Genomic DNA, 16,785 nt, shown 5'->3' on the forward strand with positions numbered 1-16,785 from the left:
TCTCTCTTCTCAGGCGGGGCTCGGCTGCGCGAGGAAGCGGTTCATCTCGCTGAGCATGCGGTCGACGGCGGTCTTCGGGGACGCCTTGCCGGACAGGGTGTCGGTCATCGAGTCGCCCATCCGGGTCTGGAAGTCGCTGCCGCCGCCCGTGAACCAGGCGTCGGGGTCGAAGACGGCGATCTCGGCCGCGGGCGCGTAGTCGCGCTGCGGGGTGAGCTCCTGATACTCCGCCGTCTGCACGACCGGCTGGTACGCCGGGATGTGCCCGGCGGACGCCCAGGTGAGCCCCTCCTTGAGGAGTCCGGCCAGCACGCGGTACGTGGCCTCCCGCTTGGCGGGGTCCGCGTGCGCCTGCCTCGGCAGGACGAAGGAGTGCGAGTCGGCGTAGTTGGCCGGCTGGCCGAAGATCGTCGGGAACGGCGTGCCGCCGACGTCGGGGATGGCGTCGCGGAACATCGGCAGGTCCCACTCGCCGGCGAACATCAGCCCCGTGCGCTTCGACATGAACCGCCCGGACGCGGCGCCGCCGTCCTGGTTCGTGGCCGCCACCGTGCCGTCGACCATCGACTGGAGGAACTCGAAGACCTCCGTCGCCGCCCGCTCGTCGATCTCGGCCGGCTTGCCCGGCGTGAGGTCGTACTCGCCGCCGTTCTGGCTGTACAGCCCCCAGAACATGCGCCAGCAGCCTGCCGGGTCGCGGAGGTAGCCCCACGAGACGCCGGTCTCGCCGGTGACCTCCGCCATCGCACGGCCGGCGTCGAGGAAGGCGTCCGGGCCGGGTGCGATCGACAGCAGGCCGTCGCCGTCGAGCAGGCCCGCGTCCCCGGCGATCGCCGGGTTGTTGAACGTGATGTAGGGGTGCGTGTCGAGCGGCAGCGCGTACAGCTGGCCGTCGAACTGCGCCTTCTCCCACACGGCGGGCGCGAAGTCGTCCTGGGTGATGCCGAGCTCGGCCAGCGCGTCGAGATCGAAGGGCTCGAGCAGGCCGCCGGGCGCGTAGCCCGCCAGCCGGGACATGTGCATCACCGCGGCCTCCGGCGGGCGTCCGCCGGACGACGCCATGGCGAGCTTCGTGTAGTACGGCGCGCCCCACGCGAGCGTCGTGGAGTCCACGGAGATGTCGCCGTTGGCCTGGGCCACCGCGCCCACCATCTCCTGCATCAGGGCGCCGTCACCGCCCGAGAACAGGTCCCAGATCATGACGGACGTGCGGCCCGACCCGGACGCCGACGGGGTCGCGCACCCGGACAGCGCACCGCCCAGGGCGATACCGCCCGCGCCGACGAGGGCCGCCTGGAGCAGGCCGCGCCTGCTCAGCCCGACGTCGTCCCCCGTGCCGCTCGAACCCGACCGACGGGGGAACCGGCCCTGGGCGCGGCTGGGCCACGGCCCTGACATACCCCCGGACGTACGCAGCTTGGTCTTCATCGACCCTCCTGAGTGCAACGTTGCGCTCCAACGTGGGACCACGATGGACTAGGCGGCGCGGACCGTCAAGAGGTCCGCTGACACGGTGGCGACGACGCCCCCTTGTCGGGCGAGAAAGGGTCGGTGGATGGCAGCACAGGACGAGCGCGACACGACGACGGTGCCCGGGGCGACGGTGTCCTCGGGCGCGCCCGGGCGCCCGGGGGCGGGCCGCGGGTCCGGCCGGGTCGGGATCAAGGACGTGGCGGCGGCCGTCGGCGTCTCCTGGAAGACGGTCTCGAACGTCGTCAACGGCACCGGCCGGGTCGGCGAGGAGACGCGCGCCAAGGTCGAGGCCATGATCGTCGAGCTCGGGTACCGCCCGAACCTCGCGGGCCGACAGCTGCGGCAGGGGCGCACGAACACGCTGGCGCTCGCGGTCCCGTGGGCCCACTCGCCCTACTTCTCGCTCCTGGCGCACATCGTCATCGACGTGGCCGGCGCTCGGGGGTACCGGGTGCTCATCGAGGAGACGCGCACCGACCGGGACGCGGAGCTCCAGGTGGCGCGCGGGTTCCGGGTCCAGGCGATCGACGGGATCATCTTCTCGCCCCTCGCCCTCGGCCCGGCGGAGATCGCCGAGGTGCGCGGGGAGACGCCGATGGTGCTGCTCGGCGAGCGCGACGACCCTGGTCATGACCGCCGCTGGCGCACCGACCACGTGAGCATCGACAACGTCCGCGCCGCGCGGGAGGTCACCGAGCACCTGCTCGCGACGGGCCGGAACCGCCTCGCCTTCGTCGGTGCGGAGTCCGTGGCGGACCGTTCGGGCACCCCGCGGCTCCAGGGCTTCCAGGAGGCCCACGCCGCGCGGGAGCTGGAGGTGGACCCGAGGTGGATCGTGCCCGTGGCGCAGTTCTCGCGCCCCGACGGCATGCGGGCGGTCGAGTCGCTGCTGCCGCGCATCGACCAGGTGGACGGTCTCGTGTGCGCCAACGACGAGCTGGCGCTGGGTGCGCTCTACGCGCTCCGGCTCAACGGGGTGCGGGTGCCCGAGGACGTGGCCGTCACGGGCTGGGACAACACCGAGGACGGCCGGTACTCGAACCCGTCGCTGACCACGGTCGCGCCGGACCTGCAGGCCATCGCCGAGACCGCCGTGGACCGGGTGATCGCGCAGGTGGAGGGGGCTGCCGGCAGCGACGGCGAACGGGACGTCGACGTCGTCGTGGCGCACCGGCTGCTGGTGCGGGAGAGCAGTCGGAGCGCCTGACCGTCCTCGGCCAGGAGGAAATTTCTGATTCAACGTTGCATTCTGGCTGCCGGGAAGGTTGAATCTCTCGCGGAACTGTCGTCCATGCAACGGAGCACCACGATGTCCGTCCTCGATCGCCTCGACCCTCCCTCCGCCCCCGTCGGCGCGGCCGTGCCGCGGCCGGAGTATCCGCGCCCGCAGGTGGTGCGTGACCGCTGGTTGAACCTCAACGGGGAGTGGGGGTTCGAGATCGACCCCGGCGACTCCGGCCTGGAGCGCGGCCTGCGCGAACGGCCGCTGACCGGCTCGATCACCGTCCCGTTCGCCCCGGAGTCCGAGCTCTCCGGCGTCGAGAACACCGACTTCCTGGAGGCGGTCTGGTACCGCCGCGAGGTGACCGTCCCGGCGGACTGGACCGAGGTCGCCGGCGACGACACGCACGTGCTGCTGCACTTCGGCGCCGTCGACCAGGACGCGACGGTCTGGGTGGACGACGTCGAGGTGGCCCGCCACCGCGGCGGGTTCACGCCGTTCACCGCTGACCTGTTCGGCGTCGCGGCGCCGGGCGAGACGGTGACCGTCGTCGTGCGCGCCCGCGACCACCGCGGCATCCCGCAGGCCCGCGGCAAGCAGTCCGGCCTGTACGCCAACAAGGACTGCCACTACACGCGCACCACGGGTATCTGGCAGACGGTGTGGATGGAGCCGGTGCCGGGCGCCAGCCTGCGCCGCCCGCGCATCACGCCCGACCTCGCCGCCGGAGCGCTGGACGTGCGCGTGCCGCTCACGCAGAACCGCCGCGGCCACCACGTGGTCGTCACCGTGAGCGACGCCGACGGCGTCGTCGCGACCGAGACGACGCGCGCGGACCTCGACCTCGCGCCGTCGGTGCGCGTCGTGGTCCCCGCCGACCGCGTGCGGCCGTGGTCCACGCAGGACCCGCACCTGTACGGCGTCGAGGTCGAGCTGCACGACGCCGCGGGCGACGTCGTCGACGCCGTCCGCTCGTACGCGGGCCTGCGGTCCGTGGCGATCGAGGGCAAGGCGGTCCGCATCAACGGGGAGCCCGTGTTCCAGCGCCTCGTGCTCGACCAGGGCTACTGGCCCGAGTCGCTCATGACCGCCCCGAGCGACGCCGCGCTCCTGCGCGACGTCGAGCTCGGCCTCGAGGCCGGATTCAACGGCGCGCGCCTGCACCAGAAGGTCTTCGAGGAGCGCTACCTGTTCCACGCCGACCGCCTCGGCTACCTGGTGTGGGGCGAGTTCGGCGACTGGGGCTCCGGCGACTTCGGCCGTCGTGACGACCACCAGAAGCCGACGACGTCGTACGTCGCCGAGTGGCTGGAGGCCCTCGAGCGGGACTTCTCGCACCCGTCGATCATCGGCTGGTGCCCGCTGAACGAGACCCACCAGCTGCTGCACGACCGGATCACCCAGCTCGACGACGTCACGCGCGCGATGTTCCTCGCGACCAAGCTCGCCGACCCGTCGCGCCCCGTGCTCGACGCGAGCGGCTACTCGCACCGGGTGCTCGAGACCGACGTCTGGGACTCCCACCACTACGAGCAGGACCCGGAGAGGTTCGCCCGCGACATGGCGGGGCTGACGACCGACGAGCCGTGGGCGAACAGCTACGACGGGGAGCCCATCTCGCTGCCCTACAAGGGCCAGCCGTACTTCTGCAGCGAGTACGGCGGCATCTGGTGGAACCCGGAGGAGGCCGCGCGCGCCGCGGGCGACGACCGCAGCGAGTCGTGGGGGTACGGCCAGCGCGTGGCGGACGAGGAAGAGTTCCACGTGCGCTTCGCCGGCCTGACGGACGCGCTGCTCGACGACCCGCTGATGTTCGGCTACTGCTACACCCAGCTCACCGACGTGTTCCAGGAGCAGAACGGCATCTACCGGTTCGACCGGTCCGAGAAGCTCGACGTCGACCGGGTCCGTGCCGTCCAGGTGCGCCCCGCCGCCTTCGAGAAGGACGCCGACTGAGCACCGGCGCACGGCGCTGAGAAGTCGTACCGAGCCGCGGGGGGGGGGGGGGGGCGGCGGGGGGGGGGGGGGGGGGGGGGGGGGGGGGGGGGGGGGGGGGGGGGGGGGGGGCCCCCCCCCCCCCCCCGGGACCAGGTCAGGGCCGGATCAGGGCGCGGAGCCTGCTGCCGCCGCCTGCTCCGCCTGGGCGTTCGACTGGTCGAGCAGCTCCTGCATGCGCGGCTGCACCTCGGCGAGGTAGTCGGCGGCCTTCTGCTTGCCGTCCAGCACCGGCTGGATGCCGACCCAGAGCTCGTCGTACCACTCGGCGCCGTAGGTGAACGACGCCGGCATCTCGCGCCCGTAGTCCTCGGCGATGTCGAGGAACTCCTGGCGGTTCTTCGGCTCGACCGCGTCGTCCTTCTCGGCCTCGGCCGCCCACTCCTTGGCCGTGTCGATCCGGTTCGGGATCTGGACGTTGGCGTCGACGAGCGTCTGCTGCGCGGCCTCGTCGGTGGACAGGTAGGTGGCCAGCTTCACCGCGTCCTCGGGCAGGTCCGTGGTGTTCGAGACGCCGATGCCGAGCGAGCCGACCCAGGTGGCAGGCTCGCCGGTCTTGCCGACGGGCCAGGGCATGAGGTCGTACTCGAAGTCGAGGTCGTTGTAGGCGCTCATGTCCCACGGGCCGACGGGGAAGAAGCCGATCTCGCCGGCCATGAAGCGCTGGTAGGTGTCGAGCGTCTGGGCCTGCTCGGGGTTGGGGGTGACGCCGTCGGCGGTGAGGTCGGCGATGAACTGGATCGCCTCGGCGAACTCCGGGGTGTCGACGGTGACCTGCGTGTGGTCCTCGTTGGTCCAGTCTCCGCCGTTGCTCCACACGAAGGCCTGCGAGTTCCACTGCACGTTGAGGCCGGTGCCCCACTGGTCGGTCTCGCCGTCGCCGTCGGTGTCCTGGGTGAGCTTCTCGCAGATCTTCAGCCACTCGTCCCAGGTGAGGGGCTCGTCCGGGTCGGGCCGTTCGACGCCGGCCTTCTCGAGCAGGTCGGCGTTGTAGCCGAACGCGAACGGGCCGATGTCCTTCGGCAGCCCGTAGAGCTTGCCCTCGGGGGTGCCCTGGGTCGTGCCGTCGAACCGGTAGGAGTCGACGCCGTACGGCCAGATGTTGTCGAGGTCGACCCCCTGCTCGGCGACCTGGTCCGTGATGTCCATGAGGACGCCCGAGCTCACGTAGGACTGCAGGCTGGCCTGCTCGATGTAGAAGACGTCGGGCACCTTGTTGCCCGCGACGGCGGCCTGGAGCTTCTGGGCGTACTGGTCCGCCGAGGTGACGATCATCTTGACCTTCACACCGGTGTCCTCGGTGAAGCGGTCGATGGCCTCCTGGTAGGCCTTCTTCTCGTCGTCGCCACCGCGGAACATGAACGTGAGCGTGCCGTCGTCGGTGCCGCTCCCGCCGCCGGAGCCGCAGGCGGCGAGGGTGCTGGCGGCCACCAGGGCGGTGGCGATGCCGGCGATCAGTCGTGACTTCCTCATCACGGGGTCCTCTCGGGGAGATCCGGGCCGCTCCGGCGCGGCGTCGCCCCGATGCGGTTTACATCGATGAAGAACCATCGACGGCGCCCAATGTGGCACGGCTCGGGCGGCGTGGTCAAGTGGCCCAGGTCACGCCTCTGCAACGATGAAGACGGAGTCGCGAGAATCCTCGGGGTCGCGGGCGAGCACGGGCTCGGCGAGGGAGGCGCGACGCCGTGGTCGCCCGGGACCCGGGGCGGGTCGATCGGCTAGGATCGCGAGGGTCGCGACTGGCGTACAGGTGGATCACCACCGGGGAGCGACGCGCTGTGCAGACGACGGGTCGTTCGCCTGGGCCCGGTCGTCGTCCGACACGTCCGTCCGACACAGCTGGAGAACGCCTGATGAGCACTCCCGATCCCACGTTCAACGCCCCCCTGGCGGAGCTCGACCCCGAGATCGCCGCCGTCCTCGAGGGCGAGCTGACCCGTCAGCGCGACACCCTCGAGATGATCGCGAGCGAGAACTTCGTGCCGCGCGCCGTCCTGCAGGCGCAGGGCAGCGTCCTGACCAACAAGTACGCCGAGGGCTACCCGGGCCGCCGCTACTACGGCGGCTGCGAGCAGGTCGACATCGCGGAGAACCTCGCGATCGCCCGAGCCAAGGACCTGTTCGGCGCCGAGGCCGCCAACGTGCAGCCGCACTCCGGCGCGCAGGCCAACGCGGCCGTGCTGCACGCCCTCATCAACGCGGGCGACAAGATCCTCGGCCTCGAGCTGGCCCACGGCGGCCACCTCACGCACGGCATGAAGATCAACTTCTCCGGCAAGCTCTACGACGTCGGCGCCTACGGCGTGGACCCGCAGTCGTACCGGATCGAGATGGACGAGGTCCGCAAGCGCGCCCTCGAGCACCGCCCGGACGTCATCATCGCCGGCTGGTCCGCCTACCCCCGCCACCTCGACTTCGCGGCGTTCCGCGACGTCGCGGACGAGGTCGGCGCCAAGCTCTGGGTCGACATGGCGCACTTCGCCGGCCTCGTGGCCGCGGGCCTGCACCCGAGCCCCGTGCCGCACGCCGACGTCGTGTCCTCCACGGTGCACAAGACCATCGGCGGGCCCCGGTCCGGCTTCATCCTGAGCAAGGAGGAGCACGCCAAGAAGATCAACTCGGCGGTGTTCCCGGGCCAGCAGGGCGGCCCGCTCATGCACGTGATCGCGGCCAAGGCCGTGGCGTTCAAGGTCGCCGGCACCGACGAGTTCAAGGACCGCCAGGAGCGCACGCTGCGCGGCGCGCAGATCATCGCCGAGCGGCTGTCGCAGGCGGACGTCGCCGAGCAGGGCGTGTCCGTCCTCACCGGCGGCACCGACGTGCACCTGGTGCTCGTCGACCTGCGGAACTCCTCGCTCGACGGCCAGCAGGCCGAGGACCTCCTGCACGACGCCGGCATCACCGTGAACCGCAACGCCGTGCCGTTCGACCCGCGCCCGCCGCGCGTCACCTCCGGCCTGCGCATCGGCACGCCGGCGCTCGCCACCCGCGGGTTCGGCGACGCCGAGTTCACCGAGGTCGCCGACATCATCGCCGTCGCCCTGCGGGACGGCGCCTCGGCCGACGTCGACGCGCTCGCGGCGCGCGTCGCGAAGCTCACGGCCGACTTCCCGCTCTACCCCGGGCTGGCCCAGTGACCGCGCAGGTCCTGGACGGCAAGGCCACCGCGGCCACGATCAAGGCCGAGCTGCGCGAGCGGGTGACCGCTCTGCGCGAGCGCGGCGTCGTGCCGGGGCTCGGCACTCTGCTCGTGGGCGAGGACCCGGGCTCGCAGTGGTACGTCGCCGGCAAGCACCGGGACTGCGCAGAGGTCGGCATCGAGTCGATCCGCGAGGACCTTCCCGCCACCGCCACGCAGGACGAGATCGAGGCGGCCGTGCGGCGGCTCAACGAGGACCCGGCGTGCACCGGGTTCATCGTGCAGCTCCCGCTGCCGAAGGGTGTCGACACCAACCGCGTGCTCGAGCTGATCGACCCGGACAAGGACGCCGACGGCCTGCACCCGACCAACCTCGGGCGCCTCGTGCTGCGCGTCAACGAGGAGGTCACCTCCCCGCTGCCCTGCACGCCCCGCGGCATCATCGACCTGCTGCTGCGGCACGACGTCGACCTCCAGGGCAAGGAGGTCGTCGTGGTGGGCCGCGGCGTGACCGTCGGCCGCTCGATCGGCCTGCTGCTCACGCGGCGCGCCGTCAACGCGACGGTCACACTCACCCACACGGGCACCACCGACCTGCCAGCACTCGTCAAGCGGGCCGACGTCGTCGTGGCGGCGGCCGGCGTCAAGGGGATCGTCACGGCGGACATGGTCAAGCCGGGCGCGGTGCTCGTCGACGTCGGCGTCTCGCGGGAGACCGACCCGGAGACAGGAAAGTCGCGCGTGGTGGGCGACATCGACCCGGCCGCGCGCGAGGTCGCGTCCTGGTACTCGCCGAACCCGGGCGGCGTCGGGCCGATGACGCGCGCCATGCTGCTGGCGAACGTCGTGGACACCGCGGAGCGCCAGGTGGGCTGACCCGCACCTCCGCACGGACGCCCGGGCCCGTCGTCCCTCTGGGGCGACGGGCCCGGCCGCGTCCGCCATGATGTGCGCATGGTCGCGAGAAGCCAGCGTGGGTGGTCGGGCGAGCCGGGCGAGCTCCTGAGGGTAGGTCCGGGGTTCCGCCTCGCGGACGTCGACCCGGGCGCGAAGCCCGGGTACGACGGGAAGAAGAAGGACGGCGCGGCCGACCTGCTCGCCGGCGAGCACGAGCTCGACGAGCTGCAGGAGCGCCTGTACGCCCAGAGCCGCGAGGACCCGTCCGCGCCAGCGGTGCTGCTCGTCCTGCAGGCGATGGATTCCGCGGGCAAGGGCGGCATCGTGCGGCACGTCATCGGCGCCACGGACCCGCAGGGCGTGCACCTCGTGGCGTTCAAGAAGCCGACGCCGCAGGAGCTGGCGCACGACTTCCTCTGGCGCGTCGAGAAGGAGGTCCCCGAGGCTGGCTACATCGGCGTCTTCGACCGCTCGCACTACGAGGACGTGCTCATCGGGAGGGTGCGCGAGCTCGCGCCCCCGGAGGAGATCGAGCGGCGGTACGGCGCGATCAACGCGTTCGAGTCCGAGCTCGCGGCGCGCGGCACCCGCATCGTCAAGGTGATGCTGCACATCTCGCCCGAGGAGCAGAAGGCGCGGCTCGGCGAGCGCCTGGAGCGCCCCGACAAGCACTGGAAGTACAACCCCGGCGACGTCGACGAGCGCCTGCAGTGGCCCCGCTACATGGAGGCCTTCCAGACCGTCTTCGAGCGCACCTCCACCGACCACGCGCCCTGGTACGTCGTCCCCGCGAACGCCAAGTGGTACGCCCGCCTCGCCGTGCAGGCGCTGCTGCTGGGCGCGCTCGAGGACATCGACCCGCAGTGGCCCGCCGCGACGTTCGACGTCGAGCACGAGAAGGCGCGCCTCGCGGCGTCGTGACGCTCAGCCCGACACTCAGCCCGCCGTGGCCGGCCCGGCCGCCTGCTCGACGTCGTCGGGCAGGTTGGCGTCGAGCGGCTCGCGGTCGGTCTTGGTCCACGTGCGCCGCCCGGCGAGCTCGCGGACCAGCGCCACCGTGACGACCGGCCACAGCAGCCACGTGTAGAGCATGTACGGGATCAGCCCGAACACCGCCCGCAGCAACGGGTGGCGCCCCGGCTCGTCGGTCATGAGCAGGGACAGGAAGCTCGGCACCAGGGCGATCGTCGCGAAGAACACCAGCGACGGCCACCACCCGGAGTGGAACGGGACGTCGCCGAACAGCCAGAACACCAGCGACAGCACCAGGCCGAGCCCCATGAGGAGCTGCAGCAGCGGCATCAGCAGGTAGGCGAGGTGGTCGACGCGGGCCCCGACCGACACCGGCGCCCGCAGCGCGCCCCGCAGCAGGCCGAACGCCTGCCAGTTCCCCTGCGCCCAGCGCACGCGCTGCTTGAACAGGCGGCGCATGCTCGTCACGCCCTGCTGGTCGACGGTGGTCAGGACCGTCTGGCGGCCGCGCCAGCCGGCACGGATCAGCCGCACGCCGATGTCCTGGTCCTCGGTGAGGCGGTCGCGCCACGGGCCGCGCTCGATCCCCGGCGGCAGCTTCTCCGTGACGACGACGTCGTCCAGCGCCGCGAGCCGCACGTACTGCCCGTTGCCGCCCATGTTCGCCGTGCCCCACGTCGACCGCCCGAGCTGGTAGACGTACGCCATGACGCCGAACTCCACGTCCTGGCCCCAGGTGAGGTAGTGTCGACGGTTGTAGATGCGCACCAGCGCCTGCACGCCGCCCACCCGTTCGTCGGTGAACGCGCCGGCCAGCGCCCGCGGCGCGTCGGCGGGGATGCGCCCGTCGGCGTCCACGACGCCGACGACGACGCGCGTCGTCGGCCAGCGGGCGTACCGCCCGGTGAGGACCTCGTCGTGGACGAACTCCCAGGCGTCGTCGAGGCCCGCGGACTTGCCCACGCGGGCGTCCGGCAGCTCGCGGCGCAGCACCTGGAGCTCGGGCACCCGGGCCCGCAGCCCGGCGAGGACCTCGGGCGTGCGGTCGTCCGACCCGTCGTCGATGACGACGATCGCCTTGTGGGTCGCCTCGACGGCGACGAGCCGGCCCACGCTGTCGGCGATCGTCACCTCCTCGTTGAGCGCGGGCACGACGAAGACCCACAGGTAGTCCTCCTCGTGCGCGGACTCGACGGCCTCGCGCTGGCGCCGGCGCTCGAACCACGCGCGGACGACGAGCCAGACGATCACGCAGAACGTGACCAGCGTCAGGCCGAGCAGGAACCACATGAGCACCTGCACGCCCACCGGCATGCCGCGGTACGGGTCCCACCACGGCGCCGTCGTGGCCACGGTCGTCGCGGCCGTCGTCGCCAGGCCGGTCACTCGGCGGCCCTGTGGGGCGAGGAGGAGCCGGACGACGTGCGCGGCGGTGCGTCGTACGGGTCGACCGTCGACCTCGGGGCGATGACGACGTCCTCGAGGTCCTGCGGCACGCGGTCCACGGGGCTGGGCTCTCGCACGAACTCCGGACCGTCGACGGCGTCGCTGCGGTGGAACCCGGCCCACTCCAGCACCTGGGCGCGCACGAAGCCGGGGCCGGACGTGTGGGGCACGGGAGAGTTGAAGACCAGGTGCTCCAGGGCGTCGACGATGCGCTCGGCGGCGCGCCCGTCCCCGTACGGGTTGGGCTGCCGGGAGAACGCGGCGTGCGCCGCGGGGTCGGTGAGCACCCGGGTGGCGGCGTCGACGATCGTGTCGGCGTCGGTGCCGACGAGCTCGAGGGTGCCCGCCTCGACGCCCTCGGTGCGTTCGGTGGTGGTGCGGGCGACGAGCACCGGGACGCCGAGCGCCGGCGCCTCCTCCTGGATGCCCCCGGAGTCGGTGATCACCAGGGTCGAGCGCGCCAGCAGACGGGCGAACGTGTGGTACTCCATCGGCGCGGTGAGCGTCACGGCGTCGACGTCGCCGAGCTCGTCGCGCACGGTCTGCGCGACCCTGGGGTTCGGGTGCACCGGCACGACGAAGCGGACGTCCGGGTGCGCGTCGGCCAGCCGGTGCACCGCCCGCGCGATGCTCCGGATGCCCTCGCCCCAGTTCTCGCGGCGGTGCGCGGTGACGGTGACGACGCGCGACGTCGCGTCGTCCTCCAGCCACGCCAGCTCGGGCCGCGCGTAGGGCACCTCGCGCGCGGCGGCCCACTGCAGCGCGTCGATCCCGGTGTTGCCGGTGACGAACGTGCGCCCGATGTCGACGCCCTCGCGCACGAGGTTCTGCACGTTGCTGCGCGTGGGGGCAGCGTGGAAGGAGGCGATCCGTGCGACGAGCTGGCGGTTGAGCTCCTCGGGGAAGGGCGAGAGCGTCGTGCCGGTCCGCAGCCCGGCCTCGACGTGGACCACCGGGATGCGCAGGTGGAACGCGGCGACGGCGGCCGCCGCAGCGCTGGAGGTGTCGCCGTGCACGATGCAGGCCGCAGGGTAGTGGTCCTCGCGGATGCGCCCGGTCATCCGCTCGGGCGGCGGTCCGTACCGGTCGGCGACGAACTCGTCCAGCCCGGCGATCACCGACGACGAGAGCTGGTTCAGCGTCAGCCCCGGGCGGCCCACGCCGAGGTCCCCCGCGATCTCGCACCGGGCCTCCTGCAGCACGTAGTCCACGAGCTCCTTGTGCTGCCCGGTCGTGACGACGACCGGGCGCAGGCGCGGGTGGTCCCGCAGGCGCTGGATCAGCGGGAACAGCTTGATGGCCTCCGGGCGGGTGCCCAGCACGACCAGGATCTCGGGGCTGACGGGAAGCGGCATGTCTCTACCTTCGTCGAGCGGGATGCCGGGTACGCGCCGGCACCGATGAGTTCCGGATCGCCCGCGGGTCGGAAGGGTGCTGCACCGGCCGCGAGGGGACGGTGCCCGTCAGGAGGGAGCGGCCATGGTGACCGCACGCACGCACCTGTGGTTCGGGAACAACCGCGCGCACGAGGCGGCGGCCTTCTACGCCGAGCACATCCCGGGGTCGTCGGTGGAGTCGGTCCTCACGTCGCCCGAGGGGGTGCCGGGGGCGGCGGCCGGCGAACCGTTCGTCGTCGAGTTCACGGTAGCCGGGCTTCCTGTGACGGGCCTGAACGCCGGCCCGGAGTTCACGTTGAACGAGGCGTTCAGCTTCTACCTGCGCGTGGACTCGCAGGAGGAGGTGGACCGGTACTGGGAGGTGCTCACGTCCGACGGCGGCGAGCCCGGGCCCTGCGGCTGGTGCAAGGACAGGTTCGGCATCTCCTGGCAGGTGATCCCGAAGCAGCTCGAGGAGCTGTCCGGCGACTACTCGACGGAGGCGAACCTGCGCACCATGAACGCGATGCTGAAGATGGGCAAGATCGACGTCGCCGGGCTGGAGGCCGCCTACCGCGGGGAGTGACGCACCCGACCCCTGCGGGCCACGGGGGTGTCGGCGCGGTGTGATGAGGTTGCGGACGCGACCTGAGGTCGATGGCGTCGTGTGATCAAATTGCCGCGTGCTGACCGTCGCCACCGCCAACGTCAACGGCATCCGTGCCGCCTTCCGCCGCAACATGGACGCCTGGATCGCCGCCCGCACCCCCGACATCCTGCTGCTGCAGGAGGTGCGGGCCCCCGACGAGCTCGTCCACGAGTACCTCGAGGGCTGGCACGTCGCGCACCTGCCGAGCGACCTCAAGGGCCGCGCGGGCGTGGCCGTCGCGTCCCGGCTGCCGCTGCACGCGGTTCGCATGGGCCTCGCCGCCCACGGCCCGGACGGCGAGCCCGAGCCTCCCGTGGACACGGGCCGCTGGGTCGAGGCGGACGTCGAGCTGCCCCACAGCGGGCTGCTCACCGTCGTCTCCGCCTACCTGCACTCGGGGACGAACACCCCGGGCAAGGAGCACACGATGACGGCCAAGTACGCGCACCTCGACAAGGTCACGGCGCGCCTCGCAGAGCTCGCCGCGGCCGAGCGCCCCGCGGTCGTCGCCGGCGACCTCAACATCGCCCACCGGAACGTCGACATCGCGAACTGGAAGGGCAACCTCAAGAACGCGGGCTTCCTGCCGCAGGAGCGGGCGTACGTCGACCGGTGGCTCGACGAGCTCGGCTGGGCCGACCTCGGCCGCGCGCACGGGGGTGAGGGCCCCGGGCCCTACACCTGGTGGTCGTGGCGCGGGCAGTCGTACGTCAACGACCGCGGGTGGCGCATCGACTACCAGCTCGCCAACGCCGCGCTGGCCCCGCGCGCCGTCAAGGTCGAGGTCGACCGCGCCCCGACCTACGAGGAGCGCTGGTCCGACCACGCCGCCGTCGTCGCCACCTACGACCTCTGACCGACCTCCGACCGACCCCTGTCGTCGTGGGTGGGATGGTGGCCCGTCTCGACGCCGGAGGGGGGCCACGATCCCACCCACAACGGGTCAGCGGTGGCCGCGGGGGAACATCGCCCGCTGCACGGCGTCGTGCACGTCGGTGTTGAGCTGCGGCCCGGACAGGAGCTCGGCGCCCGGCCCCTGCGCCGTGATCGGCGTGGCCTCGCCGGTGTGCCCGCCGGTGGTCCAGTCGACGGTGAACTCCAGGTCGGTGCCGGGGATCGGGAAGGGGCCGTCCTCGGCGGTCGCGCCCTCGCCCGACTCGTCCTCGGGGTCGACGTTCTCGATCGCGAGACCGCCCGTGGCATGGTCGCCGACGACGAGCACCAGCGTGTCGCGGTGCTTCTTCTGGAAGTCGAGGGCGAGCGCGACGGTCTCGTCGAGGGACCGGCCCGCCTCGATGGTGCGCGTCGCGTTGCTCTGGTGCGCGAACTCGTCGATCGCCTCCTCCTCGAGGAACAGGAAGAAGCCGTCGCGGTCGCGCTGGAGCACGTCGAGCGCCTTGGCGGCCATGTCGACCAGCGGCACCTCGGGGGAGTAGACGTCGCCCTCGCCCTCGTTCGCCTGCTGGAACATCTCCTCGTTCGCGAACAGTCCGAGCAGCTTGCGGCCGTCCGCGTCGGCGAGGCCGTCGGCGTCGCTCACGTACGTGTACCCGAGCTCCTGCGCCCGCTCGACGAGGTTGCCCTTCGTGCCCTTGCTCTGCTCCTCCGGGTCCTCGGCGGGGTTGTCGGGCCACGCCCCGGGCTCGCCCTCGGGGTACCAGAAGTCCTCGCCCCCGCCCAGCAGGACGTCGGGGCGGGACTCCTCCAGGTACTGCCGCGCGATCTCGCTCTGGTCGTACCTGTCGGTGACGTGCGCCCCGAACGCTGCGGGGCTGGCGTCGGTGACCTGCGCCGTCGAGACGAGGCCGGTGGCCTTGCCGGCGCGCCTCGCGTCCTCGAGCAGGGTGGGGACCGGGTTGCCGTCGACGTCGACGCCCACGGCGCCGTTGAACGTCCGCACCCCGGTGGCGAAGGCGGTCGCGCCGGCGGCCGAGTCGGTCACCGCGTCCTCGGGGTCGGCGGAGTCGGTCGCGGTCCAGCCGGCCTCGTCGAGCGAGTCCATGACGAGGTGGCCGTCCTTGCCCATGGTCGCCAGGCGGATCAGCTCCCGGGCCGCCAGGCCCATGCCGTCGCCCTGGAGCACGATGACGTTCCGCGCCCGGTCCCTGTCGTGCCGTCCGTCGTGCCCGCCGCGCCCGCGGTCGTCAGCGCCGGCCGTCGCGCCGACGGCCGTCCCTGCGGCGACCACTGCCGTGAGCGCCGCCGCTCCGACGCGGCGCATCGTGGTGCGTGCTGCCATCGCTCCTCCTCGAACGATCGAGCCCGGCGACGTCGTGCCGCCGCGCCCCCGCACCGTAGGCAGGCGCCCGCGTCACCGGCATCCGGGGGGAGGAGCCGCAGGTCGCGCGCGGTCAGGCGGCCCGGTCAGGCGGTGCGGCCCGCCGGCGCCGACGGCGGCGCGAGGAGGAATCCCGGCTCCCGCAGCCCGGCGGCGTCGAACGCGTCCTGCACGGCCGCGGCGACCGTGTCGACGGCGTCCGCGCGCACCAGCGCGATCGCCGAGCCGCCGAAGCCGCCGCCCGTCATGCGCGCGCCGAGCGCGCCCGCGGCCAGCGCGGCGTCGACGACGAGGTCCAGCTCGCGGGCGGAGACCTCGTAGTCGTCCCGCAGCGACGCGTGGGACGCGACCATCAGCGGCCCGACCTCGTCCGCACGCCCCGCCGCGACGAGGTCGCGGAACCGCGCCGTGCGGTCGATCTCGGTGACCACGTGCCGCACCCGGCGCGCCAGGACGCCGTCGGGGTCGTGCGGCGCGAGCGCGGCGAGCGTCTCGTCCAGACGGGCCGGGTCGACGTCACGCAGCGTCCCGACGCCGAGCAGCACGGCCGCGCGCTCGCAGGTCGCCCGACGCTCGGCGTACTGGCCGTCGACGAGCGCGTGCTCCGCGCGGGTGTCCACGACGAGCAGCGTGAGGCCCGCGGCCGCCAGGTCGAACGGCACGGGCGTGCCGGACTTCAGCGCGGACAGGCCGGGCCGCGAGTCGACGAGCAGCGCGTGCCCCGCGGTGGCGCGCAGCGACGCGGCCTGGTCCATGCCGCCCGTCGGGGCGCCGGCGATCTCGTTCTCCGCGCGCACGCAGGCCGTGACGAGGGCCGCGCGGCCCGCGTCGTCCGCCGTGAGCCCGAGCTCGCCCGTCTCGTCGAGGGCCACGGCGACGGCGCACTCCAGCGCGGCCGACGACGACAGCCCCGCGCCGAACGGCACGCACGAGTCGACGACGGCGTCGAAGCCGCGCACCAGGTGGCCGTCCTGCGCGAGCGCCCACGCGACGCCCGCGACGTACGCGCCCCAGCCCGTCACCGCGCCCGGCGCGACGTCGGCCAGCCGCGTCGTCCAGAGCTCGCCGGGCGCCTGCGCCGAGCCGAGGCGCACGACGTCGTCGTCCCGGTGCCGCAGCGCGACGTACGTGCGGTGCGGCAGCGCGGTCGGCAGCGCGAGGCCGCCGTTGTAGTCGGTGTGCTCGCCGATGAGGTTGACCCGGCCCGGGGCGGACCAGACGCCGTCGGGCGCGCCGTCGTTGCCGAAGACCCGGGCGAACAGGTCGCGGACGCGGCGGGCCCCCTCGTCGTCGGACCAGGACTCGAGCCACTCGGGCGTGCTCATGGCGGGGGAC

Annotated in this window: 13 protein-coding genes and 1 riboswitch; of the genes, 7 read left to right on the forward strand and 6 right to left on the reverse strand. The window is 72.9% G+C overall.

Translation table 11 applies throughout. The features are described from left to right. Window positions 1–9 precede the first annotated feature (9 nt). Window positions 10–1,428: an extracellular solute-binding protein gene (locus ACFQ8T_RS02345; protein WP_430544947.1), complete on the reverse strand. Its 1,419-nt coding sequence runs from the start codon at window positions 1,426–1,428 to the stop codon at window positions 10–12. Between the two features lie 127 nt (window positions 1,429–1,555). On the opposite strand from ACFQ8T_RS02345, the gene ACFQ8T_RS02350 reads away from it, so the two are divergent. Beyond that, window positions 1,556–2,680 carry a LacI family DNA-binding transcriptional regulator gene (locus tag ACFQ8T_RS02350; RefSeq protein ID WP_430544948.1) on the forward strand — a complete coding sequence of 375 codons (1,125 nt, stop codon included), beginning with the start codon at window positions 1,556–1,558 and terminating at the stop codon, window positions 2,678–2,680. A gap of 102 nt (window positions 2,681–2,782) precedes the next feature. After that, complete coding sequence (locus ACFQ8T_RS02355; RefSeq protein ID WP_430544949.1) at window positions 2,783–4,651, forward strand: glycoside hydrolase family 2 protein; 1,869 nt, start codon at window positions 2,783–2,785, stop codon at window positions 4,649–4,651. A gap of 147 nt (window positions 4,652–4,798) precedes the next feature. Here ACFQ8T_RS02355 and ACFQ8T_RS02360 read toward each other — a convergent pair whose 3' ends face one another. Beyond that, a complete protein-coding gene (locus ACFQ8T_RS02360; protein WP_430544950.1) occupies window positions 4,799–6,163 on the reverse strand; it encodes an ABC transporter substrate-binding protein in 1,365 nt (454 codons plus the stop codon). A 255-nt stretch (window positions 6,164–6,418) separates the two neighbouring features. Next, a riboswitch (ZMP/ZTP riboswitch) is annotated at window positions 6,419–6,506 on the forward strand. Between the two features lie 40 nt (window positions 6,507–6,546). On the opposite strand from ACFQ8T_RS02360, the gene glyA reads away from it, so the two are divergent. From glyA to ACFQ8T_RS02375, 3 genes are all read left to right on the forward strand, one after another. Further along, window positions 6,547–7,830: a serine hydroxymethyltransferase gene (gene glyA, locus ACFQ8T_RS02365; protein WP_430544951.1), complete on the forward strand. Its 1,284-nt coding sequence runs from the start codon at window positions 6,547–6,549 to the stop codon at window positions 7,828–7,830. Beyond that, window positions 7,827–8,708 carry a bifunctional methylenetetrahydrofolate dehydrogenase/methenyltetrahydrofolate cyclohydrolase gene (locus ACFQ8T_RS02370; protein WP_430544952.1) on the forward strand — a complete coding sequence of 294 codons (882 nt, stop codon included), beginning with the start codon at window positions 7,827–7,829 and terminating at the stop codon, window positions 8,706–8,708. The genes glyA and ACFQ8T_RS02370 overlap by 4 nt, the downstream gene beginning before the upstream one ends. A 78-nt stretch (window positions 8,709–8,786) precedes the next feature. Further along, on the forward strand, window positions 8,787–9,650 hold the full coding sequence (locus tag ACFQ8T_RS02375; protein ID WP_430544953.1) for a polyphosphate kinase 2 family protein: 864 nt from the start codon (window positions 8,787–8,789) through the stop codon (window positions 9,648–9,650). Between the two features lie 15 nt (window positions 9,651–9,665). Here ACFQ8T_RS02375 and ACFQ8T_RS02380 read toward each other — a convergent pair whose 3' ends face one another. Continuing rightward, window positions 9,666–11,087, reverse strand: a complete 1,422-nt coding sequence (locus ACFQ8T_RS02380) for a glycosyltransferase family 2 protein (RefSeq protein ID WP_430544954.1) — start codon at window positions 11,085–11,087, stop codon at window positions 9,666–9,668. After that, window positions 11,084–12,502, reverse strand: a complete 1,419-nt coding sequence (gene wecB / locus ACFQ8T_RS02385) for a non-hydrolyzing UDP-N-acetylglucosamine 2-epimerase (protein ID WP_430544955.1) — start codon at window positions 12,500–12,502, stop codon at window positions 11,084–11,086. Before wecB ends, ACFQ8T_RS02380 begins: the two co-directional genes overlap by 4 nt. Before the next feature lie 124 nt (window positions 12,503–12,626). On the opposite strand from wecB, the gene ACFQ8T_RS02390 reads away from it, so the two are divergent. Both ACFQ8T_RS02390 and ACFQ8T_RS02395 read left to right on the forward strand, forming a co-directional pair. Continuing rightward, window positions 12,627–13,109: a VOC family protein gene (locus ACFQ8T_RS02390; protein WP_430544956.1), complete on the forward strand. Its 483-nt coding sequence runs from the start codon at window positions 12,627–12,629 to the stop codon at window positions 13,107–13,109. 97 nt (window positions 13,110–13,206) lie between these two features. Beyond that, window positions 13,207–14,028, forward strand: a complete 822-nt coding sequence (locus tag ACFQ8T_RS02395) for an exodeoxyribonuclease III (protein WP_430544957.1) — start codon at window positions 13,207–13,209, stop codon at window positions 14,026–14,028. Window positions 14,029–14,115: 87 nt separating this feature from the next. On the opposite strand, the gene ACFQ8T_RS02400 is transcribed toward ACFQ8T_RS02395, so the two are convergent. Further along, window positions 14,116–15,411, reverse strand: a complete 1,296-nt coding sequence (locus tag ACFQ8T_RS02400) for an alkaline phosphatase (RefSeq protein WP_430544958.1) — start codon at window positions 15,409–15,411, stop codon at window positions 14,116–14,118. Window positions 15,412–15,536: 125 nt separating this feature from the next. Further along, window positions 15,537–16,775 carry a galactokinase gene (gene galK / locus ACFQ8T_RS02405; protein ID WP_430544959.1) on the reverse strand — a complete coding sequence of 413 codons (1,239 nt, stop codon included), beginning with the start codon at window positions 16,773–16,775 and terminating at the stop codon, window positions 15,537–15,539. Window positions 16,776–16,785 lie beyond the last annotated feature (10 nt).

This window comes from Isoptericola sp. NPDC056618 (assembly GCF_042792715.1).
GTDB lineage: Bacteria > Actinomycetota > Actinomycetes > Actinomycetales > Cellulomonadaceae > Isoptericola > Isoptericola nanjingensis.

What these genes read in the sequence shown, in the direction of transcription:
- ACFQ8T_RS02355 (WP_430544949.1), top strand. Translation starts at nt 2,783, where the DNA reads ATGTCCGTCCTCGATCGCCTCGACCCTCCCTCCGCCCCCGTCGGCGCG.
- ACFQ8T_RS02360 (WP_430544950.1), bottom strand. Translation starts at nt 6,163, where the DNA reads ATGAGGAAGTCACGACTGATCGCCGGCATCGCCACCGCCCTGGTGGCC.
- ACFQ8T_RS02345 (WP_430544947.1), bottom strand. Translation starts at nt 1,428, where the DNA reads ATGAAGACCAAGCTGCGTACGTCCGGGGGTATGTCAGGGCCGTGGCCC.
- wecB (WP_430544955.1), bottom strand. Translation starts at nt 12,502, where the DNA reads ATGCCGCTTCCCGTCAGCCCCGAGATCCTGGTCGTGCTGGGCACCCGC.
- ACFQ8T_RS02350 (WP_430544948.1), top strand. Translation starts at nt 1,556, where the DNA reads ATGGCAGCACAGGACGAGCGCGACACGACGACGGTGCCCGGGGCGACG.
- ACFQ8T_RS02390 (WP_430544956.1), top strand. Translation starts at nt 12,627, where the DNA reads ATGGTGACCGCACGCACGCACCTGTGGTTCGGGAACAACCGCGCGCAC.
- ACFQ8T_RS02400 (WP_430544958.1), bottom strand. Translation starts at nt 15,411, where the DNA reads ATGGCAGCACGCACCACGATGCGCCGCGTCGGAGCGGCGGCGCTCACG.
- ACFQ8T_RS02375 (WP_430544953.1), top strand. Translation starts at nt 8,787, where the DNA reads ATGGTCGCGAGAAGCCAGCGTGGGTGGTCGGGCGAGCCGGGCGAGCTC.
- glyA (WP_430544951.1), top strand. Translation starts at nt 6,547, where the DNA reads ATGAGCACTCCCGATCCCACGTTCAACGCCCCCCTGGCGGAGCTCGAC.
- galK (WP_430544959.1), bottom strand. Translation starts at nt 16,775, where the DNA reads ATGAGCACGCCCGAGTGGCTCGAGTCCTGGTCCGACGACGAGGGGGCC.